Source organism: Lentzea pudingi, from assembly GCF_014646255.1.
In the GTDB taxonomy this organism is placed as follows: domain Bacteria; phylum Actinomycetota; class Actinomycetes; order Mycobacteriales; family Pseudonocardiaceae; genus Lentzea; species Lentzea pudingi.
In genome coordinates, this window is the sequence record NZ_BMNC01000002.1 from 356,088 (window position 1) to 377,059 (window position 20,972).

Consider the following 20,972-nt stretch of genomic DNA (forward strand, 5'->3'; position numbering starts at 1 on the left):
CGGGAGCTGGACGCCGAACGAGGCGTCCAGCTCCTGACGGGTCAGCTGCAGCGTGCGAGCACGATCTCGCGCACGCGGGCGGCGTCGGCCTGGCCCTTGGTGGCCTTCATGACCGCGCCGACGATGGCACCGGCCGCCTGGACCTTGCCGTCGCGGATCTTCTGCGCGACGTCGGGCTGGGCCGCGAGGGCCTCGTCGACCGCCTTCTCGAGGGCCGAGTCGTCCGAGACGACCTTGAGGCCGCGCTTCTCGATGACGTCTTCCGGGGAGCCTTCGCCCTCCAGGACGCCGTTGACGACCTCGCGGGCGAGCTTGTTCGTCAGCGTGCCCGCGTTCACCAGCTCGATCACCTTCGCGACCTGAGCCGGGGTGATGGCGAGGTCGGTGACCTCGATGCCCTTCGAGTTGGCCTGCTGCGCGAGGTACGACACCCACCAGGAGCGGGCCTCGTCCGGCTTCGCGCCCGCCTCTACCGTCGCGATGATGACGTCCAGCGCGTTGGCGTTGACCAGGTCGCGGAGGACCTCGTCGGTGAGGTTCCAGTCCTTCTGGATGCGCGCGCGGCGCTCCCAGGGGAGCTCGGGCAGGGTGAGGCGCAGTTCCTCGACCCACTCGCGCGACGGCGCGATCGGGACCAGGTCGGGCTCCGGGAAGTAGCGGTAGTCCTCCGCCGTCTCCTTCTTGCGGCCCGGCGACGTCGAACCCGACGACTCGTCGAAGTGACGGGTCTCCTGGGTGACCTCGCCGCCGGACTCGAGCACGGCGGCCTGGCGCGTCATCTCGAAGCGGACGGCGCGTTCGACGCTGCGCAGCGAGTTGACGTTCTTGGTCTCGGTGCGGGTGCCCAGGGCGCCGGTGGTCTTCGGGCTGAGCGACACGTTCGCGTCGCAGCGCAGCGAGCCCTGGTCCATGCGGACGTCGGACACGTCGAGCGCCTTGAGCAGGTCCCTCAGCGCCGTGACGTACGCACGCGCGACCTCGGGAGCACGCTCGCGAGTGCCCGGGATCATCTTCGTGACGATCTCGATCAGCGGCACGCCGGCGCGGTTGTAGTCGAGCAGCGAGTGCTCGGCGCCGTGGATGCGACCGGTGGCGCCGCCGACGTGCAGCGACTTGCCCGTGTCCTCCTCCATGTGCGCGCGCTCGATCTCAACGCGGATGACCTCGCCGTCGTCGAGCGTCACGTCGAGCCAGCCGTTGAACGCGATCGGCTCGTCGTACTGCGACGTCTGGAAGTTCTTCGGCATGTCCGGGTAGAAGTAGTTCTTCCGCGCGAACCGGCACCACTCGGCGATCTCGCAGTTCAGCGCGAGGCCGATGCGCATCGCCGACTCGACGGCCTTGCCGTTCACCACCGGCAGCGAACCCGGGAGACCCAGGCACGTGGGGCAGGTGTTCGTGTTCGGCTCGCCGCCGAAGGCGTTGGCGCAGCCGCAGAACATCTTCGTGTTGGTGTGCAGCTCGACGTGCACTTCCAGGCCCAGGACGGGGTCGTACTTCTCGATGACCTCGTCGTAGTCCATCAGCTCAACCAGGGAGGTCATGCCAGGTCGTCCTTCCGCAGGGCACGGGCGGCCAGAGCCGCACCGGTGATCGCCACGGTGATGCTCGCGATCGCGTTCGCCAGGGCCAGCTTGTCCTTGTTCGCACGGGCGGCCTTGAAGCCGGAGAACGCGCCCACGGCTCCTGCCACCGCACCGGCGAGACCGAGCAGACCCCTTGCCTTCTTGATGTTCACAGCGACGGACCTCCGAACGCGCCACGGGCGGCTTCGTAGGCGGCGGCCACCCGGTACATGCGGTGGTCCTGCAGCGCCGGGGCCATGATCTGCAGTCCGACCGGCATTCCGTCCTCATCGGACAGACCGCTCGGGACGCTCATGGCGGGGGTGCCCGCGAGGTTCGCGGGAATGGTGCAGAGGTCGGCCTTGTACATGGCCATCGGGTCGTTCGCGCGCTCGCCGATCTTGAACGCCGTGGTCGGCGTGGTCGGGGAGATGAGCACGTCGAAGTTCTCGAACGCCTTCGCGAAGTCCTGCGTGATGAGCGTGCGGACCTTCTGGGCCGAGCCGTAGTACGCGTCGTAGTAACCGGACGACAGCGCGTACGTGCCGATCATGATGCGGCGCTTGACCTCCGGGCCGAAACCGGCCTCGCGGGTCAGCGACATGACCTCCTCGGTGCTGCGCGTGCCGTCGTCGCCGACGCGCAGGCCGTAGCGCATGGCGTCGAACCGGGCGAGGTTCGACGAGCACTCGCTCGGCGCGATGAGGTAGTACGCCGGGAGCGCGTAGTCGAAGCTCGGGCACGACACGTCCGCGATCTCCGCGCCGAGCTCCTTGAGCTGCGACACGGCGGCCTCGAAGCTGCGCGCCACGCCCTGCTGGTAGCCCTCACCGCTGAACTGGGTGACGACACCGATGCGCAGGCCGGACAGGTCGCCGTTCAGACCCTCGCGGGCGGCGGCGACGACCGGCGGCACGGGAGCGTTGATGGACGTGGAGTCCATGTGGTCGTAGCCCGCGATGACCTCGTGCAGCAGCGCGGCGTCGAGCACCGTGCGCGCGCACGGACCGGCCTGGTCCAGCGACGACGAGAACGCCACGAGGCCGTAGCGGGAAACGCCGCCGTAGGTGGGCTTCACGCCGACGGTGCCGGTGACGGCGCCGGGCTGGCGGATCGAGCCACCGGTGTCGGTGCCGATCGCGAGCGGCGCCTGCAGGGCGGCCAGGGCGGCGGACGAGCCACCGCCGGAGCCGCCGGGGATCCGGTCGAGGTCCCACGGGTTGTGCGTGGGGCCGTACGCCGAGTTCTCGGTCGACGAACCCATGGCGAACTCGTCCATGTTCGTCTTGCCGAGGATGACGACGCCGGCTTCCTTGAGCTTGCGCGTCACCGTGGCGTCGTAGGGCGGGATCCAGCCTTCGAGGATCTTCGAACCGACCGTGGTCGGCACGCACTCGGTCGCCATGACGTCCTTGAGCGCCAACGGCACACCGGCGAGCGGCGAGACCTGCTCACCCGCCTTGACGGCCTCGTCGACGCGGCGGGCCTGCGCGAGCGCGCCCTCGGTGTCGACGTGCAGGAAGGCGTGGACCTTCCCGTCGGTCTCGGTGATGCGGTCCAGGTGGGCCTGCGTGACCTCGACGGACGAGACCTCACCGCTGTGGATCTTCGCGGCGAGCTCCGCCGCGGTGGCGTGGATCAGGTCGTTGGTCATGCTTCCTCACCCAGGATGCGGGGCACGCGGAACCGGCCGTCCTCGGCCTCAGGAGCGCCGGAGAGCGCCTGCTGCTGACCGAGGCTCGGACGGACCACGTCCTCGCGGAAGACGTTGGTCAGCGGAACGGCGTGCGACGTCGGCGGGATGTCGGCCGTGGCGATGTCGCCAACGGAAGCCACCGACTGGAGGATCACGTCGAGCTGGCCTGCGAACAAGTCGAGCTCGTCCTCGGACACAGCCAGCCTGGCGAGCTTCGCCAGGTGCGCGACCTCGTCGCGGGAGATGCTGGGCACTCCTGTCAACCCCCGTAGGGTCGGGATTACGAATCGGGAACCCCGTGAGTCTATGGGCTGGTCAGGCGCGCCTTCGAACGGGTTACCGCCTCTATGGTTGACCGGCACGTCAACTTAACCGGTTCGCAACGCGGACAGCAGGTCATGCGTTGACGATGCGTCTGCGAGAATCACCGACCGGCAACGGCGCGAGACGCGGGGTCTCTCGCACGAGCTATGGAGGCGTTCACCTTGTCGTTCCTGATCCGGGTCCAGCTCCCGGACCGTCCCGGCACCCTCGGCGCGGTCGCAACGGCATTGGGCGAGATCGGGGCGGACATACTCAGCGTGGACGTGGTGGAACGCGGTTCCGGCCTCGCCATCGACGACCTCGTGGTGGAACTCCCCTCCGGCCGCCTGCCGGACACGTTGATCACCGCCGCCGAGTCCATCGAGGGCGTCGAGGTCGACGCGGTCCGCCCGTACGCGGGCATCCTCGACACCCACCGCGAGCTGGAACTGGTCGAGGAGATCGCCGAGGAACCCCGCAAGGGCCTGGAGATCTTCACCGAGGGCGTCCCGAAGATCATCCGCGCCGGCTGGGCCGTCGTCGTCGGCCCGGAGGGCACCGGCATCAACCGCCTGACCGCCTCCTCGGCCGCCCCGGAGACCCGCATGGCGGACGTGCCGTGGTTCCCGCTGGAGCGCGCGACCGTGCTCGACGGCGAGGAGGAGTGGGTGCCGGAGACCTGGCGCGAGCTGGGCACCGAACTCGCCGCGACGCCACTGGGCAAGCCGGACCGCGTCCTCGTCGTCGGCCGTCCCGGCGGCCCGATGTTCCGCGCGGCCGAGGTGGCCCGCCTGGCGCACCTGGCGGGCATCGTCGCGGTGGTGCTCCCCGACTAGCTCGGGGCGCGCGTCCGCTGCCGTCTGCGGGCCAGCGCTATCAGTTCCGCGTTGTTCTTGGCCTGGCGGCCGTCCGGCATCCGGAGGGTGTCCCCCAGGCCCATGCGGACGTGGTGCTCGAGGAGCGCGGCGTAGTCGAGGACGGCCCAGGCGTCGGCGTCGCGGCCGTGCAGCAGGACCGGCAACCCCAGCGGTTCCACCTGGGCCAGCAGGCTTTCCGCCGTCTCGCGCGTCGCCGTGACGGTGATCCGGCTGACGCCCTCCGGCAGGTCGCCGAGGTCTCCCAGGGTCGTCACGACCAGCTCGACCCTGACGTTGACCTGGTGCAACGCCCGGGCGAGGTCCCGCCAGCCGGGCTGGTCCACGTGCACGCTCGCGATGTCGGGCCGACCGGCCGCGAGCGGTCCCCAGCTGCCGATCAGCCTGGTGCGGCCGCCGGGCACGTCGGTGGACACGCTGATCTCGATGCCCGGCACCGCGGCGCGAACCGTCGCGATCGTCGTGGCCACCTCGGGCCCGACGAGCGTGGGCGCGCCGATGACGTCTCTCGGGTGGATGTGCACCGACGTGACGCCGAGCGCGGCGACGTCAGCCGCGTCCTCCGCGAGGCGTTCGGGGGACAACGGCAGGGCCGGGTGCTCCGCGGCTGTGCGGGAGCCGTTCAGACAGGCTTGCAGCACACCTCATACGGTCCCACACAATCCTCCTCCCGGCGTTGCTCCAAGGGCTAGCGTGAAGTCATGCGACTGGCTCTGGTGGTGGCTCAGGCGAACGGGATGGCGATCGGTGATCTGGCGCTCGGGGTGGGCGGGGTGCTCGCGGTGGCGGCGGTGATCGTGGTGGCGCTCAAGCGGAAGCGCTGACTCGCCCTGCGGGATTCGCGGACTGACTCCAGAATCTGCCGTGATCGCCCCACTTCTGCTGGAGGTATGAAGATCATGGCCATCACCGTGAACCTCGACTCGCTCCTCGACAAGGCGTATGAGGACAAGCCGCTCACCGAGATCCTGGACGCCCCGGTCGACGCGCTGCAGGGCGTGAGCGCCGGTGACGCGGAGAAGCTGAAGGCCGCGTTCAACATCAAGACCGTGCGGGACCTGGGCACCAACAAGTACTTCCGCGCGGCCGTGACGTTGCTCGACCTGGAGACGACGGCTCGTTAGAGCACGATGCGGTGGTGGACGAACTGCGTCTTCTCCGCGACCGCCTCGATCAGCGCGCGGCCGACGCCCTGGCCGCGCGCCTTGGGGGCCGGTGCGGACGCATAGGGCGTGGATGCTTTTGTCCTCTTGGAACGCTTCCCGCTTCTCGTCGCAGGTTTCCGCCGGCAGCGTGTGAAAGCTCGTGCCACCTGCCTCGGCCGGCGGGCTGGAGCGGGCCGACCGCGATCATGTTGATCCTTTCTGTGGTCACCCGGTTGGATGACCCCCGTGTCGACGACCCTCACCACCGAGCTGCTGTTGCACCGCGCGGGTACCAAGTCGTACTGGCGCGGTCTGACCTACCGCGAGGCCGTGCTGTCCCTTCGGGTGCACAGCAGGCACGTGGCGGCGCGGGTGCGGGGCGGTGACGAGGACGCCTACGTGGTGGAGCTGTCGTGGTCGGGGACGCATCTGGTGGGGGCGTGCAGCTGTCCGCACGGGTCCGAGGGGTTCTTCTGCAAGCACTGCGTGGCCGTCGGGCTGGTGCTGCTCGACCGGGGTGAGACGGTGCCGCCGCCGGACGCCGAGGACGTCGAGCTGAAGGACGTGCTGAGAGCGTTGCCCGCCGAGGTGTTGCGGGACCTGCTGTACGAGCAGGCCGCCGGTGATTCCAAGCTGCGGGCGCGGATCGTCTCAGCACTCTGACGGGCGCTGCGTCTCCGGCAGCAGAGCGCAGTGCTTGTAGTGGCCTAGTGCGACGTCGGCGAGCACCCAGCCGTCGGCCGTGCGGGTGAAGGTGAGCAGGTGGGGCAGGCCGTAGCCGGTGTGCGAAGCCGAGCCCGGCTCGGCGAAGTACAGCTCGGCGTGCTCGTCGACGCGTGCCACGACGGTCCGGCCGGTCTGGTCGGCGTGGAACCGCACGGCGCGGGTCTCGACCACCGCCGCCCGGTAGTGGGTGCGGGCCGATGCCCTGGCCGCGGCGAGCTTCGCCTCGTGCACGGCCAGTTTCGGGGCCAGCGCCTCGGTGACCGGCACTCCGAAGCCCGGTGTCTGCGGGCCGGTGGTGACCTTGTGCGCCCTGTTCTGCAGGTAGTGCCGCGCGATGCCGAGGATCTCGTCCTGGTCGGCGCCGGCCAGCGCCACCGGGGTGGCCGAGGCGCCCAGCGGCGCCGCGGTCACGAGCAGGACAGCGGTTGCTCTCACGCGCGAACCCCCGTTCGCCGGCTGCTACCCGATGGACGTCCGGCCGCCGGTCCGGTTGCTCAGAGCGGCAGCACGTACGCGTAGGCGACCAGGTTCACCCCCGGCAGCGGTGACCAGTCGCGCTCCGGCAGCCGGGTGAACCCCAGCCGCTCGTACAACCGGTGTGCCGCCAGCATCTTCTCCGACGACGACAGCACGACGTCGCTCGCGCCGGCGGCACGCGCCTTGTCGATCACCGCGCGCACCAGGGCCTCGCCGACGCCGCGGCCCCGTGCCGCCGCCGACACCGCCAGCATGCGGAACTCCAGCTCACCCGGCTTCGAGATCTCCGCGTAGGGCGTGCCGGGGCGCACCACCGTCACGGAGCCCAGGACCGTGCCAGGCTCGGCCTGCGCGACGAGCAGTTCGGCGTCGCGGAAGCGGGACGTGGCGTCGGCGAGCAGGGTCGCGTAGTCGTCGTGGTCGCCCACGATGCCGTCCGCGCGGTACGCCTCGACCGTCACGGCGCCGACCGCGGGCAGGTCGGCCTCCGTCGCCGGGCGGATGATCAGGTCAGCCATCTGCGCCTTCCTCCACTGTGCCGGCCTCGTCGACCGGGAGGGCCACCTCCCTCGCCGCGTCCGGGCCCTGCTCCAGCAGGACGCGGAACCCCGCCTCGTCGAGAACGGGGACCTTCAGCGAGACGGCCTTGTCGTACTTGGATCCTGGCGAGTCGCCGACCACCACGAAAGCGGTTTTCTTCGAGACGGACCCCGCCGCCTTGCCGCCACGGGCGAGGATCGACTCCTTCGCCGAGTCGCGCGAGTACTCCGTCAGTGAGCCGGTGACCACGATGGACAGACCTTCGAGGTTGCGCACGATGGACTCGTCGCGTTCGTCCTCCATCCGCACGCCCGCGGCCCGCCAGCGCTCCACGACCCCCTGGCGCCACTCCGTCTCTCGCCACTCGACGACGGCCGTCGCGATCGTCTGGCCGACGCCCTCGGCACCGGCGAGCGCCTCCTCGGGAGCCTCGATGATCGCGTCCATGGAGCCGAACTGCTGCGCCAGCGCGCGGGCCGCCGTCGGGCCGACGTGGCGGATCGACAGCGCGACCAGTACCCTCCACAGAGGACGCTCCTTCGCCGCCGCCAGGTTGTCGATCAGCTTCAGCGCGTTCGCCGACAGCTCGCCCTTCATCGTCGTGAAGCGCTCGACCTGCCGCAACGCCTCGGCGTCGAGGTCGAACAGGTCGGCCTCGTTCGTGTAGATCGTGGACTCGGTGATCGCGGCCGCCGCCTCGTAACCGAGCACCTCGATGTCGAGCGCGGCACGGGAAGCCAGGTACGCCAGGCGTTCGCGCAGCTGGCCGGGGCACGTCTCCGCGTTGGGGCAGCGGATGTCGACGTCGCCCTCCTTCATCGGGCGCAGCACGGAGTTGCACTCGGGGCAGCGGGTCGGCATCTCGAACTCGCGCGCGTCGGCGGGGCGCGCGGCCAGCACCGGGCCGAGCACCTCGGGGATCACGTCGCCCGCCTTGCGGATGACGATGCGGTCGCCGATCAGCACGCCCTTGCGCTTGACCTCCGACCCGTTGTGCAGCGTCGCCCGCGCGACCGTCGAGCCCGCCACCTTCACCGGCTCCATCAGCGCGAACGGCGTCACCCGGCCGGTGCGGCCCACCTGGACCTGGATGTCGAGCAGCGTGGTGGTGGCCTCCTCCGGCGGGTACTTGTACGCGATGGCCCACCTCGGCGCCCGCGACGTCGTGCCCAGGCGCCGCTGCAACGACACCTCGTCGACCTTGATCACCAGGCCGTCGATCTCGTGGACCGCGTCGTGCCGGTGCTCGCCCCAGTACTCGACTTTCCTGCGCACGTCCGCCGGGTCGGTGAGCACCTCGGTGTGCGGCGACGCCGGCAGGCCCCACGCCTTCAGCGCCTCGTACGCGAGCGACTGGCTGGCGGCGTCGAAGCCCCGGGTCTTGCCGATGCCGTGGCAGATCATCCGCAGCTTGCGCGACGCGGTGACCTTCGGGTCCTTCTGCCGCAACGACCCCGCCGCCGTGTTGCGCGGGTTCGCGAACGGCGGTTTGCCCTGCTCGACCAGCGAGGCGTTCAGGGCCAGGAAGTCGTCCACCGCGAAGAAGACCTCGCCGCGCACCTCGACCAGGTCCGGCACCGGGTACTCGGCGGACCCCTTCAGCACCACCGGGACGTCCGCGATCGTGCGGACGTTCAGCGTCACGTCCTCGCCCGTGCGGCCGTCGCCACGGGTCAACGCCCGCGTCAGCCGGCCCTTCTCGTAGAGCAGGTTGATCGCGAGGCCGTCGATCTTCAGCTCGCACAGGAAGTGCGTGCCGGAGCCGATCTCCTTCTGGACGCGCTCGAACCAGGCCGTCAGCTCGTCCTGGGCGAAGACGTTGTCCAGGCTGAGCATGCGCTCCAGGTGGTCGACCGCCTTGAACTCGGTCGAGAAGGTGCCGCCGACGAGCTGCGTCGGCGACTCCGGCGTCGCGAGGCCGGGGTGCTCGGCCTCCATCGCCTCGAGCCGCTTGAGCAACGCGTCGAACTCACCATCGGTGACGATCGGATCGTCCAGCACGTAGTAGCGGAACTGGTGCGAGCGCACCTCTTCCGCGAGCACGGCATGCCGCTCGCGCACCTCTGCGGGGACGTCTTCAAGGCTCTCGCTGGTCACGTCCCACAGCTTAGTGACCAGGTCCGACACTTTTCAGAGGTCCGAAACCCCGGCGAGTTCACGCACGAGGGAACGCAGCTCCAGCAGGCTGATCGTGCCCTGCGGCTCCAGTTCCGCGGTCTCCACGCGCCGCAGCCGCTCCCCCGCCAGCCGCTCGCCGAGAGTGACGTCGAGGGGCAGGAACGTCATCGTCTGCCGGTGCTGGTCGCTCAGGTCCGCGAGCGCCGGGTGGTAGACCGCGACGTCCACGACGTCACCGTCCACCTGGGCCACGACGCGGTAGTCGCCGAGCCGCACCTTCACCTGACCGAGGTTGACGACCACCTCGGTCGGGTCCGGCACCGGCGGCACCGAGTCGTGGAACTCCCACACCATGTCCGACGGCGGCGCCGCGTCGATCCACGCGTCGGTGTACGGGCGCAGCCGCGGGTCCTCCTGGCCCGTGACCACCAGCGCGTACATGGCCAGGTGGCCCTGTTCGAGCGAGAACCTCAGGTCCGGGTGCAACCCGCTCACCAGGGCCTGCAGCTCGTCCTCGACCCGGTGCGGTTCGCCGTCGCCGAGCGCCGCGCTGACCGCCGGTACCAGCTCGAACCACCGTTCCCAGAACAGCTGCGCCGCTTCCTCGGCGTTCGGCAGGTGGGTCGGGGCGACGTCTTCGGCCTTGCTGCGGCGGAACCACTTCATGATCTCAAGAGTAGAGCTTTCGTCCCTCTGCCAGCATTTCAACGAACTGGGCGATGCGCTTCCGCCTCGTCTCCGGCCTCTTCGCGTCGTGGATGCGCAACAGCACGGCGTACCGGTTCTGACTGTTCAGCGTCTTGAAGAACTCGGCGGCCTTCGGGTTGGCCCGCAACGCCTCGGTCAGGTCGTCCGGCACCTCGATGGTCGCCGGGCCCGCGTAGGCCGCGTCCCAACGCCCGTCCGCCTTGGCCTTCTCGATCTCGGCGAGACCCGCCGGCAGCATCTTGCCCGCCGCGATCAGTTCCTCGACTTTGCCGCAGTTGCGCTTGGACCACTTGCTGCGCGGCCTTCGCGGCGTCCAGCGCTGCGAGTAATAGGTCTCGTCAACGGACCGTGTGAGCCCATCGATCCACCCATGGCACAACGCAACATCCAGCGCCTCGGCGTAGGTGATGGTCTTGATCCCTGAGCCCTTCTTGGCGTACTTGAGCCACAGCTCGGTCTCGTTCGCGCCGTTCTCGTGCAACCACGCGTCGAACTGCGCGGGTTCCTCGAAGACGATCAACGCACCCTCCTCAGGCAGAGCGTCATCTCCTCATAGGGAACACCGAGTTCGGCCTCTTCGGGGCAACTTCCGCTCGCCACCCCGACGACCTGCACGTTCACCCGCGGCGCCGCGCAGTCGAACTTGGACACGACGGACCGCTGCAGGTCGTCGGTGTCGAACTCGAAGCAGTCGCCCTCGGCCGCGTTGGGCAGCAGGCACAGCGCGGCGTTGTGCCTGGTGTCGCGCAACACCTTGTAGTCACCGCGCGGGCACTTGCCGCTCGTGTCGTCCAGGACGGTGCCGACCTTCAACGCGGCTCTCGCGCCCTTGCAGTCGACGACGGTCAGGCCCAGGTCGTTCTCGCCCGGCCCGTCGAACCTGACGCAACTGCCCTTCTCCGCCTTGGAGTAGTCGGTGAGGAACACCGGCATCGTCGACGCGGGTTCGTCTTCTTCACTGAACCCCCACCACACGGCAAGATAGGCAACCACGGCAAGTACGCACACCATCACGGTCTGTCTCACGACCACGCCGCGGAGTATGGCCGCAGAAACTGACTGGCGCGCGGCGACGGGTTTGACCACAGTGCGGGGTCATGCTGATCCGCCGGGAGACACCCGCAGACATCTCCTCCATCCGTGACGTGACCAACCTTGCCTTCAAGGACGGCCCGGAAGCTCCGCTGATCGACTGGCTGCGCGCCGACGAGGGCTGGATCCCGGAGTTGTCGCTGGTGGAGGACGGCGTGCTAGGCCACGTCGTCTGCACGCGCGGGTACGTCGGCGACGTGCCGGCCCTCGGACTCGGGCCGATCGCCGTGCACCCGTCGCACCAGCGGGCCGGTATCGGGTCGGCGTTGATGCACGCCGTGCTCGGCGCGGCGGAGGCTCGGGGCGAGCGCGGGGTCATCCTGCTGGGTGACCCCGGGTACTACGCGCGGTTCGGGTTCCGGCTCGCCTCGGAGTTCGGGATCACGCCGCCGGATCCCGCGTGGGCACCGCACTTCCAGGCCAGGCTGTTCGGGGACGTGCCCGCGGGTGCGTTCCGGTACGCGGAGCCGTTCAACCGGCTTTGAGCACCTTGCCTTCGGCCGTGCGCGCGTAGACCGTGCCGTCTGGTTGCGCGGACACGGTGTCGATGAAGCGAGTCTCGGTGAGCGGCTCCCAGGTGGTGGTGAGGCGGTGCGGGCGGCCGTTGATCAGGGTGTGGAGGCTGACCGTTCCGTCTGGACGGAGCACGGCTTCCGGGGAGGCTTCGAGGCCTGTGGCGATCTCGCGCCAGGTGTTGGGGGCGCTTGCCATGAGTTTGGTGCCGGAGCGGACGTAGAGGGTTGTGGAGCCGTCCGGGTGGGTGATCGCGGACGGCTTGCCGGTGGCGAAGCCGGCGGGGGTCAGCGGAATCGATCCCGACTGGCGGGCCCCCTGGGGGGATCCGCCCCCCATCCCAATCATCCCAAGCGGGTCTGACAGTTTCGCGACACTACCGTCCGTCAAGATCGCGTACAGCTCGACCGTCCCATCAGGACGCGCCGCCGCCTCCGGGTCACCCGCCACGCCCGACCCGACCATCCGCCAGGCGCCATCCGCGAGCACTCGAACCTCCCCACGAGCCGTCCGCGCGTACACGAACCGCCCCGCCACCGAAGGCCGTCCCACGAAGTCACCGGACGTGCTGAGCCGCGTCCCATCAGCCCACACATCCCCGTCCAGCACCACGTGCACGACCCCGCCGACCACCTCGGGACCGCCCTGCCAGGCCTGCCGCAGCATCGTCCCGGCCCTGGGCTCGGCCTGGTCGTACCGCTCCGGGCAGCACGACCGCTGCACCGCGTCGGCGAGCAGTCCTGCGGTCAGCTCCGGCCGGTCCACCCGCACCGCGTACTCGAAAAACCGCCGCGCCGCATAGGACACGTCCATGATCTGCTCGGGCGTCCCCCACCCCATCGACGGCCGCTGCTGGAACACGCCCAACGAGTCGCGGTCGCCGCATGGCAGGTTGTTCATGTGCGACTCGACCCAGCCAGCCTCGAAACCGGCGAGCATCACCTTGTCGCTCACGCGCAGAGAAAGACCAACGGCGTGCACGGCGCGGATGACGTCCGCGTCGTGCACGCCGGGAACTCGGCACTTCACGTCCAACGGCAACGCATGTGCCGTACCGGACATGAGCAGAACGAAAACCAGCGCGAGCCTGAGCACAAGTCCGAATTGGACACCTGGGCTCGCGCCGGCGCCACTCAGGAGTGGGCGATCAACGAGAAGCCGAGCACGCCCGTCGCCGTGAAGTCGATGGCCGGCTCCGAGCTCGGCCACGAGCGCAGGTCGTCGGCGAACACGGACTTCACGGAGTTGAACTCCAGCGTGTACGGCTTGGTGCAGCTGACGGAACCCGGCGGCATCTCACCGAGGTCGCCGAAGAGCGAAGCGTCGTTCGGACCGTTGATCACGGCGCCGACCAGCACCTTCGAGCCACCGTTGACGGAACCGGAGAGGTTCGCGGCCTGGTGGTGCGGGCACTCGGGGAACTTCGTGCCGACGCCGACGATCAGCGAGGTGCCCCACGCGTTGGTGCCGAGGGCGAAGCCGCGCTGCTGCGTGCCGAAGGTCGAGTACTCCTTCGAGCCGGTGAGCTTCTGGTAGAGCGCCGCGGTGGTGATGTAGCCGAACGTCCGCGAGCCGACGTCCCAGGTCTCGACGTTGGCGGCGGTGCGGAACGGCGAGGTGAGAGCCGCGTCCGCGCCCTTCTTCAGCTGGCGCTGGATGTCGCCCACGATCTGCTTCTCGGTCACCTCGGCGCCGGGAACGCCCTTCTTCAGCAACGGGGCGAGGTCGGCGTGACCCAGGGCGGAGATGTTGTAGACGTTGAGCGTGTCCGGGTCCTGCGTCGCCAGGAACTCCTTGGCCCAGTGCGAGGCCGCGCGGGCGAACTGGCCGTAACGCTTGTCGTGCAACGCCTTGGCGGCCAGCGCGAGCTGCGTCGCGCCGAACTCCATGTCGTCGGTCCACGACTCTTCGGGGTAGTACGCGTGCGGGAACGCCGTCACGAGCTCGCCGACGTTCTCGGTCTTGGCCAGCGCGAAGAGCTGCGCGGCCTTGTCCAGGTACGAACGGGCGACGCGCGGGTTGCGGTGCGCCTCGATCTGGGCCGCCAGCGCGAACGAGCCGGCCACGCGGCCGACGAGGTTCGGGCTGATCTTCTCGCCGGCGACGTTCGCCCGGAAAACGGGACGGTGCTTGATGAAGTACTCGCTGTCGCCCGGTTGCACGTTCAGCTTGTCGTCGGCTTCCGGCAGGCGCCACACGTCGTGGTCGCCGACGAAACCGAACTCCTCGGAGCCGGTGCCGATGCCGACCTGCGCGTAGAGCGTGCCGGTCTTCTCGTCCCACGCCTTGTCGAGCCACTTGAGGCCGAACTTGGCCTCGTCGTAGAGGGCGTCGTTGTGCTTGTTGCGCAACGCCAGCAGCATCGACGCGGTCGAGTACGACGAGGCGTGCGTGAACTTCACGAAGTCACCGGCGTCGAACCAGCCGCCTTCGAGGTCGACCTTCGCACCGGTGGGCTTCAGCGGAGCCGCGATCTGGTCGCCGCCCTCGCCCGCGAACACCGGCGCCTCGTAGACGAGCGCCTCGCGGTCGGTGAGGTGCGCGGGCTTGCGGTTCAGCCTGCCCGGGATGACGTCGGCACCGTCGCGCTGCGCCTGGAAGAACTCGACGGTGTTGTGCGCGACGGGCGCGAACAGCTTCTTCAGCGAGTCGACCCGGAACGCCGGAGAGGTCGTCGAGCCGACCTTGATCCGGTACGTCCCGGCCTTCTTCAACGCGGAGAAGTCGATCGGGTGCACGGCGGGGAACGTGTCGCTCCACGACCCCGTCGAGGCACCCGTCTTCCCGGTCAGCACGGTCCGGCCGCGGCTGTCCACCACGGAGAACCTGGTGTCGGCGGCGCCACCGAGCACGTAGGCGTGCTTCTGCTCGGAGGTGCCGAACCCGACCTGGTCCAGCCGGATCTGACCGGTGGGGGCGGCCTGTGCAGGCGCCACGACCACACCTGTGAGCACTGCGGCCACGAGGGCCGCGAGTCTGATGCGCATGAGGGGAACTCCCGGTCCAGGCCTCGGCGTTCGGCCTTCGGTTAAGAAAGTTTCCTAATAGTTCGCAGCAGACTAGCCCCACAAACCGGACATCACCAGCCCTCGGGCGGTTCCGAAAAAGCGGACGAGAGATCACGGGTCAGCGACAGCGCGCGCTTGACCCAAGTGGACGTCGCACCCGCTAGACCGCACGTCGGAGTGGGCAGCGCCCTCTCGGCGAGGATCGACCGCGGGAAGCCGAGACGGTCGACCAGGGTGAACGCCCGCTGCCCGATCTCCTTCAGCGACACCGGCACGCCGGGGTCGAGGCTCGGCACCAGACCGAGCGCGAGCGTCGTGCCCGCCTCCCAGGTCTCGCCGATCTCGTCGAGCGCCTCTGCACCCTTGATCAACGTCGCGTCGAACGCGATCGCCGTCGCGCCCGCCTCACGCAGCAACGTCAAGGGCGGGTGCGGCGCGCAGCAGTGCACCATCACCTCGTGGTCCTTCAACGCCTCGATGACGGTCGCAAGAACCCCACGGGCGTCCGGACCCGGAACGGCGGGCACGGTGCCGAGCTTGGACGGCGTCGGCAGCAGGCCCTGCAGAACGGCGGGCAGGCCCGGTTCGTCGATCTGCACGACGACCTTCGCCTTCGTGCGCTTGGCGACCTCGGCCGCGTGCAGACGGAGCCCCTCGGCAAGGGACTCGGAGAACTCCTTCACGGCGCCGCGGTCCGTGAGCACCCGATGGCCGCGCATCAGTTCGATGTTCGACATGAGCGTCCACGGCCCGACGGCCTGCACCTTGACCGTTTCCGGATGGGCACCTGCGCGTTCCAACGCCTCGTCGAACGCGTCCAGATCACCACGCAGCAGATCGACGGCACGGCGGTGGTCACGGCCGGGGCGCGGGTTCACGCGATAACCGGAGGTGATGACCTCGATGGCGAGGTCGACGAGCAGGCCGGCGGTCCGGCCGACCATGTCCGCGCCTACTCCCCGGCCAGGCAGCTCCGGGACGTGCGGCAGCTCCGGCAGCTCTCCGACGACGACCCTCGCCGCCTCGTCGATGTCGGTTCCGGGCAGCGATCCGATTCCAGTTGCTCCACGCACCCGCCGAATTGTTCCACTGTCCGGCAGACAGAAGAGGTCTAGACCCATTGACGCTATGGTCTAGGCCACTTAACGTGATTGAGCAGGCGCTGAACGTACGGGCGCCTCCCTGCACGTGGTGCAGGACCGCGACGCGCCCCGTGGTCCTGCACCACTCCCTTCCTCCCCTGCCGGAAGGACCACACCCGATGGCCCGCTTTGCCGTCTTCGCCGCCGGGGCCGCCACCGCACTGGTGGCCGGACTCGTCGCGATCGCTCCCACCGCCTCGGCCGCAGGCGAGTCCGCCGCGTTCAGCCAGGACTCCTCCTGGGGCTCCGGCTACCAGGGCAAGTTCACGATCAGCGCGGGCTCCACCGCCCTGACCGGCTGGAAGCTGGAGTTCGACCTCGCCGGCGCCTCACTCGGCTCGTACTGGGACGCCACGGCGACCAGCAGCGGCAACCACCACACGTTCACCAACCGCGAGTACAACGGCAACGTCGGCGCGGGCGCGTCGACCAGCTTCGGCTTCCTGGTGAGCGGCTCGGCGTTGCCCACGAACTGCAAGCTCAACGGCGTTCCGTGTGGCGGCGGCGGTGGCACCACCACGACGACCACGACTACAACGACCACGACTGGCGGCCCGACCACCACCACGGGGTCTGATGTGCCGCCGACGCCCGGTAGCGCGCGCGTCGCCCCGTACGTCGACATCACGATGCCCTCGCCGTCACTGATGGACGTGGCCAACGCCACCGGCCAGAAGCACTTCACGCTCGCGTTCGCACTGGGTTCGTCGGCCGGCTGCGACCCGGCGTGGGGCGGCACGGTCCCGTTGAACGACAGCCGCATCGTGAACGACACGAAGGCGCTGAAGGCCGCGGGCGGCAGCGTCATCGTCGCGACCGGCGGCGCCATGGGCCCGTACCTCGAACACGTCTGCTCGACCGCGGACGCCCTGTACAACGCCTACGTGAAGGTGCTCGACGCCGTCGGCTCGAACAGCATCGACGTGGACGTGGAAGCCACGATCCCGCAGGCCGTCGTCAACACGGCGCTGAAGCGGCTGCAGGACAACCGCGGCACCACCGTCAGCTACACGATGCGCATCCAGGGCCAGGACTACGGCATGGACCCGTACTCGGTGGACGTGCTGAAGGACGCGGCCGCGAAGGGCGTCACCGTCCTCGTGAACCCGATGCTGATGAACTTCGGCTACACGGGCAACTGGGGCGACGCGATGGTCAACGCCGCGAACGCCACCCTCGGGCAGATGCGCGCCATCTGGCCGTCGAAGTCCGACGCGCAGTTGAAGGCACTGCTGGGCCTCACGCCGATGATCGGGCGCAACGACACGGGCCCGACGACCACCCAGGACGACGCGCGCAAGGTCCTCGACTACGCGAAGGCCAACCACGTCGGGCGCGTCGCGTTCTGGTCGGCCGGCCGCGACAAGGGCTGCCCCGGCGGCGGGGTATCGCCCACGTGCAGTGGAATCTCCCAGGCCAATTGGGAGTTCACGAACCTGTTCAAGACCTACACGGGCTGATTCACCCCTGCAGGGCGAAGGCCGTTGTGGGAACTTCCGTCCCCACAACGGCCTTCATTACATCCGAAGCAGTTAGCAGGAGCTGCAGCAGCCGCAGCCCGGACCCGTGCACCCTCCACAGCAAGAACAACCAGCCATGATGACCACCTCCGATGTTGAACGATCATGCATCCGGACAGTAAGGCGCCTCGAACGCTGCGTGACACCACCGCCAGGGTGATTACGCTGCCACGAATGAATGGTCCTGCTGAGATGTTGGCCGCGGACAAGGCCTCGACCGGCCTCGGCATAGCGCCGATCGAGCTGCGCGACGGTTACGCGTTGCTGCGGATGACGGTCGCGGAGAACATGATCAACGGCCACGGCATCGCGCACGGCGGCTATGTCTTCCTGCTGGCCGACACCGCGTTCGCCTGCGCCTGCAACAGGGCCGGGTCCGTCACCGTCGCCGCCACGGCCGAGATCGACTTCATCAAGCCCGTGCACGAGGGTGACGAGCTGGTGGCGGAGGCGGTGGAACGGACCCGGTTCGGCCGCAGCGGGATCTACGACATCACGGTCAGGCGTGAGACCGAGGTCGTGGCTGAGTTCCGCGGTCGTTCACGGACGCTGCGGGAGCAGACGCCGCGCTCCTAAGGCCGACGAACTGCAGCACCGCGAAGCCGAGCACCGCGAGTCCCTGGGCCAGCACGAGCGCGACGCCCATGTCGGTGAGCGGGAACCACTTCAGTGCCGCGGTGAGAAAGCTGTCGAGTGCCCAGACCGCGTTGCCGATGATGACCAGCAGCACGATTCGGCGGTCCGGGACGGCGCGGGTTCCCAGAACGAACACGCCCAAGCCGTAAACGACGCAGAAGGAGCCGAGCCCGATCTGCCAGCCCGCCGGCATTCCGACCTCCGGGCGAATCAGGAGGGTCAGGAGACCGAGAGCGAACGAAGCCACACCGTCGAGTTTCAGAGCGAATTTCAGCATGGCCCGACCGTGGCCCGTCCAACGCTGCCAACACCACGTCAAGCGCTGCCAACTCCTGCCATCAGGTCCGCCGCGACCAGGCGTGCGGCGGCATTTTGCCAGTTGTGCAGCGTCCGCTCCGGCACCTGCGTCACGAACCACTGCAGCGCGCGGCGGTCTTCCGCGTCGAGGTCCTCACGCTTGGTCCGCACCGAATACGGCCGGATTCCCTTGACGTAGTAGAAGTAGACGGCGTTGTAATAACGCCATTCGTCACTCGTGCCGAAATCGCCTTCTACCGGCTTGAGCCGTTGAATGCTCGCGAGCAACATGCTCTTCAACTGCGCGGCCCGGTCCAACGGCGGTCCGTCGTCGGTCAAAGCCATCAGCGGACTCGCGACGAGCTTTCCGAGATCGCCGTAATGGCTCAAGGCTTTGCGGGTGAGCCTGGCGAACTCCGCCTCGTCCTCGGTCACCAGCGGCCGGCGCTTGGGCAACGCTTCGGCGGCGTCGCGCAGTTCGGCGCGTTCGGCCGCGACGGACGGCACGGCGAGACGGTCGACAACGGACGCCAGCGGGTTTGCGAGCACTTGGACGGCGATCGCGGCGGCGACGGTCGTGTACGCGAGCAGGTCCGGTCCGCCGAAGAAGACGACCTGCGAGCCGAACAGCACTGCGGTGAACGCCGCGATGACGAGCGAGCGCAGCATGTCCGCGCGGATCGCCTCACCCTCCTCGACCGCGTCGGTGACGGCGACCAGCACGCCGAACACCACCACGTCGATCCCGAGTGAGGGCAACGTGATCGCGTCCGGCAGCAGACCGAGCAGGAACGCACCCGCCGAGAGCCCGAACATCACCCCAACGAGTGAAAAGTAAGCACGTTTTCTTATGGCTAGGGCCGTGGCGGCAGCCAGCGGAAGCAATACGACCCACGGCACGAAGAAGGACGCGGCGAAGAACGGCAGCAGTGCGAGCAGCCACCACCTGATCAACTCGGGGCGGGCGAGCAGCAACACCGCTCCCGTCCAGGCGAGCGCCGGTACCCCGATGACCACGGGATGTGGCACGACGACGGCCACCGAGTAGCCGATCATCCCGGTGCCCGCCCACCACAGCAGCGGCTTGCGGGGGTCGCGGGCGAGCAGGTACAGACCCAGCCACCAGGCGAGGCCGGAGACCAGCAGCGATAGGCCGAACACGGGTCAAAGCTAGCCCTACCTGCAAAACTGATGTGCATGCCGGTAGAGCTGACGCTCCGCAAAGCGGCCGACGAGTTGCAGCGAGGCGACCTCGCCAGCGTGCTTCGCGCACGTCAGCGCGTCGCCGGGCTGGTGGGCACCTTCCCGGACCGGCTCGACCTGCGTGAACGTCTCGCCGAGGTCTACCGCGTGCTCGGCCAGCCGGCCCAGGCGGGTCGCTGGACCTACCTCTCCGAAGAACGCGACCCCGGCGAGCTCGAGGCCTTCGAACGCGCCTACCGCCGCGCGGACGCCCGTCTGGTCGCGCTCTCCTGGCAGGGCCGCGTCGACGACGCACCCACCGAGACCGCCCGCACGCGCCTCGCATCGCTCTACCAGGAGGCGCGGGGCGAGCTGCAGCGCGACCTGGACGGCACGCCGAACGAGGAGACGTCCTGGGGCGCCTGCCTGATCGTCATGGCCGGCGGCACGTTCGTCCTGGTGTGTTTCATCCTGGGCATCGTGACTCTCGTGCAGTTCTTGTGGAAGCTGGTCTCATGAGAACGCTGTCGCAGTACGTCCGCCGCACCCCGATCATGCGCGTCACGGCAGACGGGCGCCCGCTCGTGTTCAAGCTGGAACACCTGCAGCTCACCGGCTCGTTCAAGCTCCGCGGCGCGGTCAACACGCTGCTGTCGCTGAACGTCTCCGAGGTCGTCACCGCGTCCGGCGGCAACCACGGCATCGCCGTCGCCCAGGCCGCCCAGCTGCTCGGCGCGCACGCCACGGTGTTCGTCCCGGTGACCGCGCCCGAGACCAAGACGCGGCGCATCGAAGCGTTGGGCGCCAAGCTGATCCGCCACGGCGCCACCTACGCCGAAGCCGCCGCGGCCGCCCGCGAGCTCGACCTGCCCTACATCGAGGCGTACAACGACGCCACGGTGATCGAGGGCCAGTCCACGGTCACGCGGGAGATCGTCGAGGACGCCCCGGACGTCGACACGATCTTCGTCGCGGTCGGCGGCGGCGGACTCGTCGCGGGCGCCGCGCTGGCGTCCGGCGGCCGCCACATCGTCGCCGTGGAACCCGAGAACTGCCGCGCCATGCACAACGCGCTGGCCGCCGGTGAGCCCGTCGACTCGGTCGTGGACTCGATCGCCGCCGACGCGCTCGGCGCCACGCGCGCGGGCTCGTTGGCGCTGGAAATCCTGCGGCAGCACAACGTTTCCTCGGCCCTGGTCACCGACGAGGAGATCCTCGCGGCGCGGGACCGGTTGTGGGAGGAGTTCCGGCTCGCGGTCGAACCGGCGGGCGCGGCGGCGTTCGCGTCGTTCCTCAGGGGCGAGGTGTCGAGTGAGCTGCCCTGCGTGCTCCTGTGCGGAGCGAACTCGGAGTGGCGTCCCAGCTAGAGCTCGGGGTGGCGTCCTAGCTAGAGCCCGGCGGTGGCGTCCCAGCTAGCCCGGCGGTGGCG

At 69.2% G+C, this 20,972-nt stretch carries 25 protein-coding genes; 9 read left to right on the top strand and 16 right to left on the bottom strand.

The annotated features are described in order from the left end of the window. Positions 1–41: 41 nt before the first annotated feature. The 4 genes from gatB to gatC are packed head-to-tail and all read right to left on the bottom strand — an operon-like array spanning position 42 to position 3,515. On the bottom strand, positions 42–1,544 hold the full coding sequence (gene gatB / locus IEY88_RS07580) for an Asp-tRNA(Asn)/Glu-tRNA(Gln) amidotransferase subunit GatB (RefSeq protein WP_189153896.1): 1,503 nt from the start codon (positions 1,542–1,544) through the stop codon (positions 42–44). Then, positions 1,541–1,738, bottom strand: a complete 198-nt coding sequence (locus IEY88_RS07585) for a hypothetical protein (RefSeq protein ID WP_308425962.1) — start codon at positions 1,736–1,738, stop codon at positions 1,541–1,543. Before IEY88_RS07585 ends, gatB begins: the two co-directional genes overlap by 4 nt. Then, entirely contained in the window at positions 1,735–3,219 is a 1,485-nt protein-coding gene (gene gatA, locus IEY88_RS07590) for an Asp-tRNA(Asn)/Glu-tRNA(Gln) amidotransferase subunit GatA (RefSeq protein WP_189153897.1), read from the bottom strand. The genes IEY88_RS07585 and gatA overlap by 4 nt, the downstream gene beginning before the upstream one ends. Further along, complete coding sequence (gatC, locus tag IEY88_RS07595) at positions 3,216–3,515, bottom strand: Asp-tRNA(Asn)/Glu-tRNA(Gln) amidotransferase subunit GatC (RefSeq protein WP_189154510.1); 300 nt, start codon at positions 3,513–3,515, stop codon at positions 3,216–3,218. Before gatC ends, gatA begins: the two co-directional genes overlap by 4 nt. Positions 3,516–3,746: 231 nt before the next feature. Here gatC and IEY88_RS07600 point away from each other — a divergent pair, with 231 nt between their 5' ends. After that, the gene (locus IEY88_RS07600) at positions 3,747–4,400 is read left to right on the top strand and encodes an ACT domain-containing protein (protein ID WP_189154511.1); all 654 of its coding nucleotides are present in this window, start codon (positions 3,747–3,749) and stop codon (positions 4,398–4,400) included. On the opposite strand, the gene IEY88_RS07605 is transcribed toward IEY88_RS07600, so the two are convergent. Next, entirely contained in the window at positions 4,397–5,080 is a 684-nt protein-coding gene (locus IEY88_RS07605) for a 3-keto-5-aminohexanoate cleavage protein (protein WP_189153898.1), read from the bottom strand. The genes IEY88_RS07600 and IEY88_RS07605 overlap by 4 nt on opposite strands. A gap of 60 nt (positions 5,081–5,140) precedes the next feature. Between IEY88_RS07605 and IEY88_RS45040 the strand changes: the two genes are divergently transcribed. The 3 genes from IEY88_RS45040 (at position 5,141) to IEY88_RS07615 (ending at position 6,247) form a co-directional block, all read left to right on the top strand. Further along, the gene (locus IEY88_RS45040) at positions 5,141–5,263 is read left to right on the top strand and encodes a hypothetical protein (protein ID WP_268241218.1); all 123 of its coding nucleotides are present in this window, start codon (positions 5,141–5,143) and stop codon (positions 5,261–5,263) included. A gap of 66 nt (positions 5,264–5,329) precedes the next feature. Beyond that, complete coding sequence (locus IEY88_RS07610; RefSeq protein ID WP_373294043.1) at positions 5,330–5,563, top strand: hypothetical protein; 234 nt, start codon at positions 5,330–5,332, stop codon at positions 5,561–5,563. Positions 5,564–5,830: 267 nt separating this feature from the next. Further along, complete coding sequence (locus IEY88_RS07615) at positions 5,831–6,247, top strand: SWIM zinc finger family protein (protein WP_189153899.1); 417 nt, start codon at positions 5,831–5,833, stop codon at positions 6,245–6,247. Here the strand turns inward: IEY88_RS07615 and IEY88_RS07620 are convergent. Genes IEY88_RS07620 through IEY88_RS07645 form a run of 6 tightly spaced genes read right to left on the bottom strand, consistent with a single transcriptional unit; the run spans position 6,236 to position 11,185 of the window. Continuing rightward, complete coding sequence (locus IEY88_RS07620; protein WP_189153900.1) at positions 6,236–6,745, bottom strand: hypothetical protein; 510 nt, start codon at positions 6,743–6,745, stop codon at positions 6,236–6,238. The two genes, IEY88_RS07615 and IEY88_RS07620, sit on opposite strands and share 12 nt — an antisense overlap. 59 nt (positions 6,746–6,804) lie before the next feature. After that, complete coding sequence (locus IEY88_RS07625) at positions 6,805–7,305, bottom strand: GNAT family N-acetyltransferase (RefSeq protein ID WP_189153901.1); 501 nt, start codon at positions 7,303–7,305, stop codon at positions 6,805–6,807. Further along, entirely contained in the window at positions 7,298–9,424 is a 2,127-nt protein-coding gene (ligA, locus tag IEY88_RS07630) for an NAD-dependent DNA ligase LigA (RefSeq protein ID WP_229693166.1), read from the bottom strand. The genes IEY88_RS07625 and ligA overlap by 8 nt, the downstream gene beginning before the upstream one ends. A gap of 33 nt (positions 9,425–9,457) precedes the next feature. Further along, complete coding sequence (locus IEY88_RS07635; protein WP_189153902.1) at positions 9,458–10,111, bottom strand: globin family protein; 654 nt, start codon at positions 10,109–10,111, stop codon at positions 9,458–9,460. A 4-nt stretch (positions 10,112–10,115) separates the two neighbouring features. Beyond that, positions 10,116–10,673 (bottom strand): YdeI/OmpD-associated family protein, encoded by a 558-nt coding sequence (locus tag IEY88_RS07640; protein ID WP_229693167.1) that lies wholly within the window; start codon positions 10,671–10,673, stop codon positions 10,116–10,118. Next, positions 10,670–11,185: an LppU/SCO3897 family protein gene (locus tag IEY88_RS07645; protein WP_189153903.1), complete on the bottom strand. Its 516-nt coding sequence runs from the start codon at positions 11,183–11,185 to the stop codon at positions 10,670–10,672. Before IEY88_RS07645 ends, IEY88_RS07640 begins: the two co-directional genes overlap by 4 nt. A 65-nt stretch (positions 11,186–11,250) precedes the next feature. On the opposite strand from IEY88_RS07645, the gene IEY88_RS07650 reads away from it, so the two are divergent. Beyond that, the gene (locus IEY88_RS07650; protein ID WP_189153904.1) at positions 11,251–11,730 is read left to right on the top strand and encodes a GNAT family N-acetyltransferase; all 480 of its coding nucleotides are present in this window, start codon (positions 11,251–11,253) and stop codon (positions 11,728–11,730) included. On the opposite strand, the gene IEY88_RS44075 is transcribed toward IEY88_RS07650, so the two are convergent. From IEY88_RS44075 to IEY88_RS07665, 3 genes are all read right to left on the bottom strand, one after another. Then, positions 11,717–12,820 (bottom strand): PLL family lectin, encoded by a 1,104-nt coding sequence (locus IEY88_RS44075; RefSeq protein WP_229693168.1) that lies wholly within the window; start codon positions 12,818–12,820, stop codon positions 11,717–11,719. The genes IEY88_RS07650 and IEY88_RS44075 overlap by 14 nt on opposite strands. A gap of 71 nt (positions 12,821–12,891) precedes the next feature. Beyond that, a complete protein-coding gene (locus IEY88_RS07660) occupies positions 12,892–14,745 on the bottom strand; it encodes a glycoside hydrolase family 9 protein (protein ID WP_189153905.1) in 1,854 nt (617 codons plus the stop codon). Between the two features lie 92 nt (positions 14,746–14,837). Beyond that, positions 14,838–15,887 carry a methionine synthase gene (locus IEY88_RS07665; RefSeq protein WP_189153906.1) on the bottom strand — a complete coding sequence of 350 codons (1,050 nt, stop codon included), beginning with the start codon at positions 15,885–15,887 and terminating at the stop codon, positions 14,838–14,840. Between the two features lie 140 nt (positions 15,888–16,027). Between IEY88_RS07665 and IEY88_RS07670 the strand changes: the two genes are divergently transcribed. After that, the gene (locus tag IEY88_RS07670) at positions 16,028–17,368 is read left to right on the top strand and encodes a glycoside hydrolase family 18 protein (RefSeq protein ID WP_189153907.1); all 1,341 of its coding nucleotides are present in this window, start codon (positions 16,028–16,030) and stop codon (positions 17,366–17,368) included. Positions 17,369–17,602: 234 nt separating this feature from the next. Next, entirely contained in the window at positions 17,603–18,004 is a 402-nt protein-coding gene (gene paaI / locus IEY88_RS07675; protein ID WP_189153908.1) for a hydroxyphenylacetyl-CoA thioesterase PaaI, read from the top strand. Here the strand turns inward: paaI and IEY88_RS07680 are convergent. Together IEY88_RS07680 and IEY88_RS07685 are read right to left on the bottom strand one after the other, a co-directional pair. Then, positions 17,928–18,341, bottom strand: a complete 414-nt coding sequence (locus IEY88_RS07680; RefSeq protein WP_189153909.1) for a hypothetical protein — start codon at positions 18,339–18,341, stop codon at positions 17,928–17,930. The two genes, paaI and IEY88_RS07680, sit on opposite strands and share 77 nt — an antisense overlap. 38 nt (positions 18,342–18,379) lie before the next feature. Beyond that, positions 18,380–19,522, bottom strand: a complete 1,143-nt coding sequence (locus IEY88_RS07685; RefSeq protein ID WP_189153910.1) for a hypothetical protein — start codon at positions 19,520–19,522, stop codon at positions 18,380–18,382. A gap of 36 nt (positions 19,523–19,558) precedes the next feature. On the opposite strand from IEY88_RS07685, the gene IEY88_RS07690 reads away from it, so the two are divergent. Together IEY88_RS07690 and IEY88_RS07695 are read left to right on the top strand one after the other, a co-directional pair. Then, the gene (locus tag IEY88_RS07690; RefSeq protein WP_189153911.1) at positions 19,559–20,062 is read left to right on the top strand and encodes a DUF6584 family protein; all 504 of its coding nucleotides are present in this window, start codon (positions 19,559–19,561) and stop codon (positions 20,060–20,062) included. Further along, positions 20,059–20,910 carry a serine/threonine dehydratase gene (locus IEY88_RS07695; RefSeq protein ID WP_189153912.1) on the top strand — a complete coding sequence of 284 codons (852 nt, stop codon included), beginning with the start codon at positions 20,059–20,061 and terminating at the stop codon, positions 20,908–20,910. The genes IEY88_RS07690 and IEY88_RS07695 overlap by 4 nt, the downstream gene beginning before the upstream one ends. The last annotated feature ends 62 nt before the right edge of the window (positions 20,911–20,972 follow it).

Excerpts from the sequence above, each read along its gene's own strand:
- gatB (WP_189153896.1), bottom strand. The coding sequence starts at position 1,544 with ATGACCTCCCTGGTTGAGCTGATGGACTACGACGAGGTCATCGAGAAG.
- gatA (WP_189153897.1), bottom strand. The coding sequence starts at position 3,219 with ATGACCAACGACCTGATCCACGCCACCGCGGCGGAGCTCGCCGCGAAG.
- IEY88_RS45040 (WP_268241218.1), top strand. The coding sequence starts at position 5,141 with ATGCGACTGGCTCTGGTGGTGGCTCAGGCGAACGGGATGGCGATCGGT.
- IEY88_RS07610 (WP_373294043.1), top strand. The coding sequence starts at position 5,330 with ATGAAGATCATGGCCATCACCGTGAACCTCGACTCGCTCCTCGACAAG.
- IEY88_RS07625 (WP_189153901.1), bottom strand. The coding sequence starts at position 7,305 with ATGGCTGACCTGATCATCCGCCCGGCGACGGAGGCCGACCTGCCCGCG.
- IEY88_RS07635 (WP_189153902.1), bottom strand. The coding sequence starts at position 10,111 with ATGAAGTGGTTCCGCCGCAGCAAGGCCGAAGACGTCGCCCCGACCCAC.
- IEY88_RS07650 (WP_189153904.1), top strand. The coding sequence starts at position 11,251 with ATGCTGATCCGCCGGGAGACACCCGCAGACATCTCCTCCATCCGTGAC.
- IEY88_RS44075 (WP_229693168.1), bottom strand. The coding sequence starts at position 12,820 with ATGTCCGGTACGGCACATGCGTTGCCGTTGGACGTGAAGTGCCGAGTT.
- IEY88_RS07660 (WP_189153905.1), bottom strand. The coding sequence starts at position 14,745 with ATGCGCATCAGACTCGCGGCCCTCGTGGCCGCAGTGCTCACAGGTGTG.
- IEY88_RS07665 (WP_189153906.1), bottom strand. The coding sequence starts at position 15,887 with ATGGGTCTAGACCTCTTCTGTCTGCCGGACAGTGGAACAATTCGGCGG.
- IEY88_RS07670 (WP_189153907.1), top strand. The coding sequence starts at position 16,028 with ATGGCCCGCTTTGCCGTCTTCGCCGCCGGGGCCGCCACCGCACTGGTG.
- paaI (WP_189153908.1), top strand. The coding sequence starts at position 17,603 with ATGAATGGTCCTGCTGAGATGTTGGCCGCGGACAAGGCCTCGACCGGC.
- IEY88_RS07680 (WP_189153909.1), bottom strand. The coding sequence starts at position 18,341 with ATGCTGAAATTCGCTCTGAAACTCGACGGTGTGGCTTCGTTCGCTCTC.
- IEY88_RS07690 (WP_189153911.1), top strand. The coding sequence starts at position 19,559 with ATGCCGGTAGAGCTGACGCTCCGCAAAGCGGCCGACGAGTTGCAGCGA.
- IEY88_RS07695 (WP_189153912.1), top strand. The coding sequence starts at position 20,059 with ATGAGAACGCTGTCGCAGTACGTCCGCCGCACCCCGATCATGCGCGTC.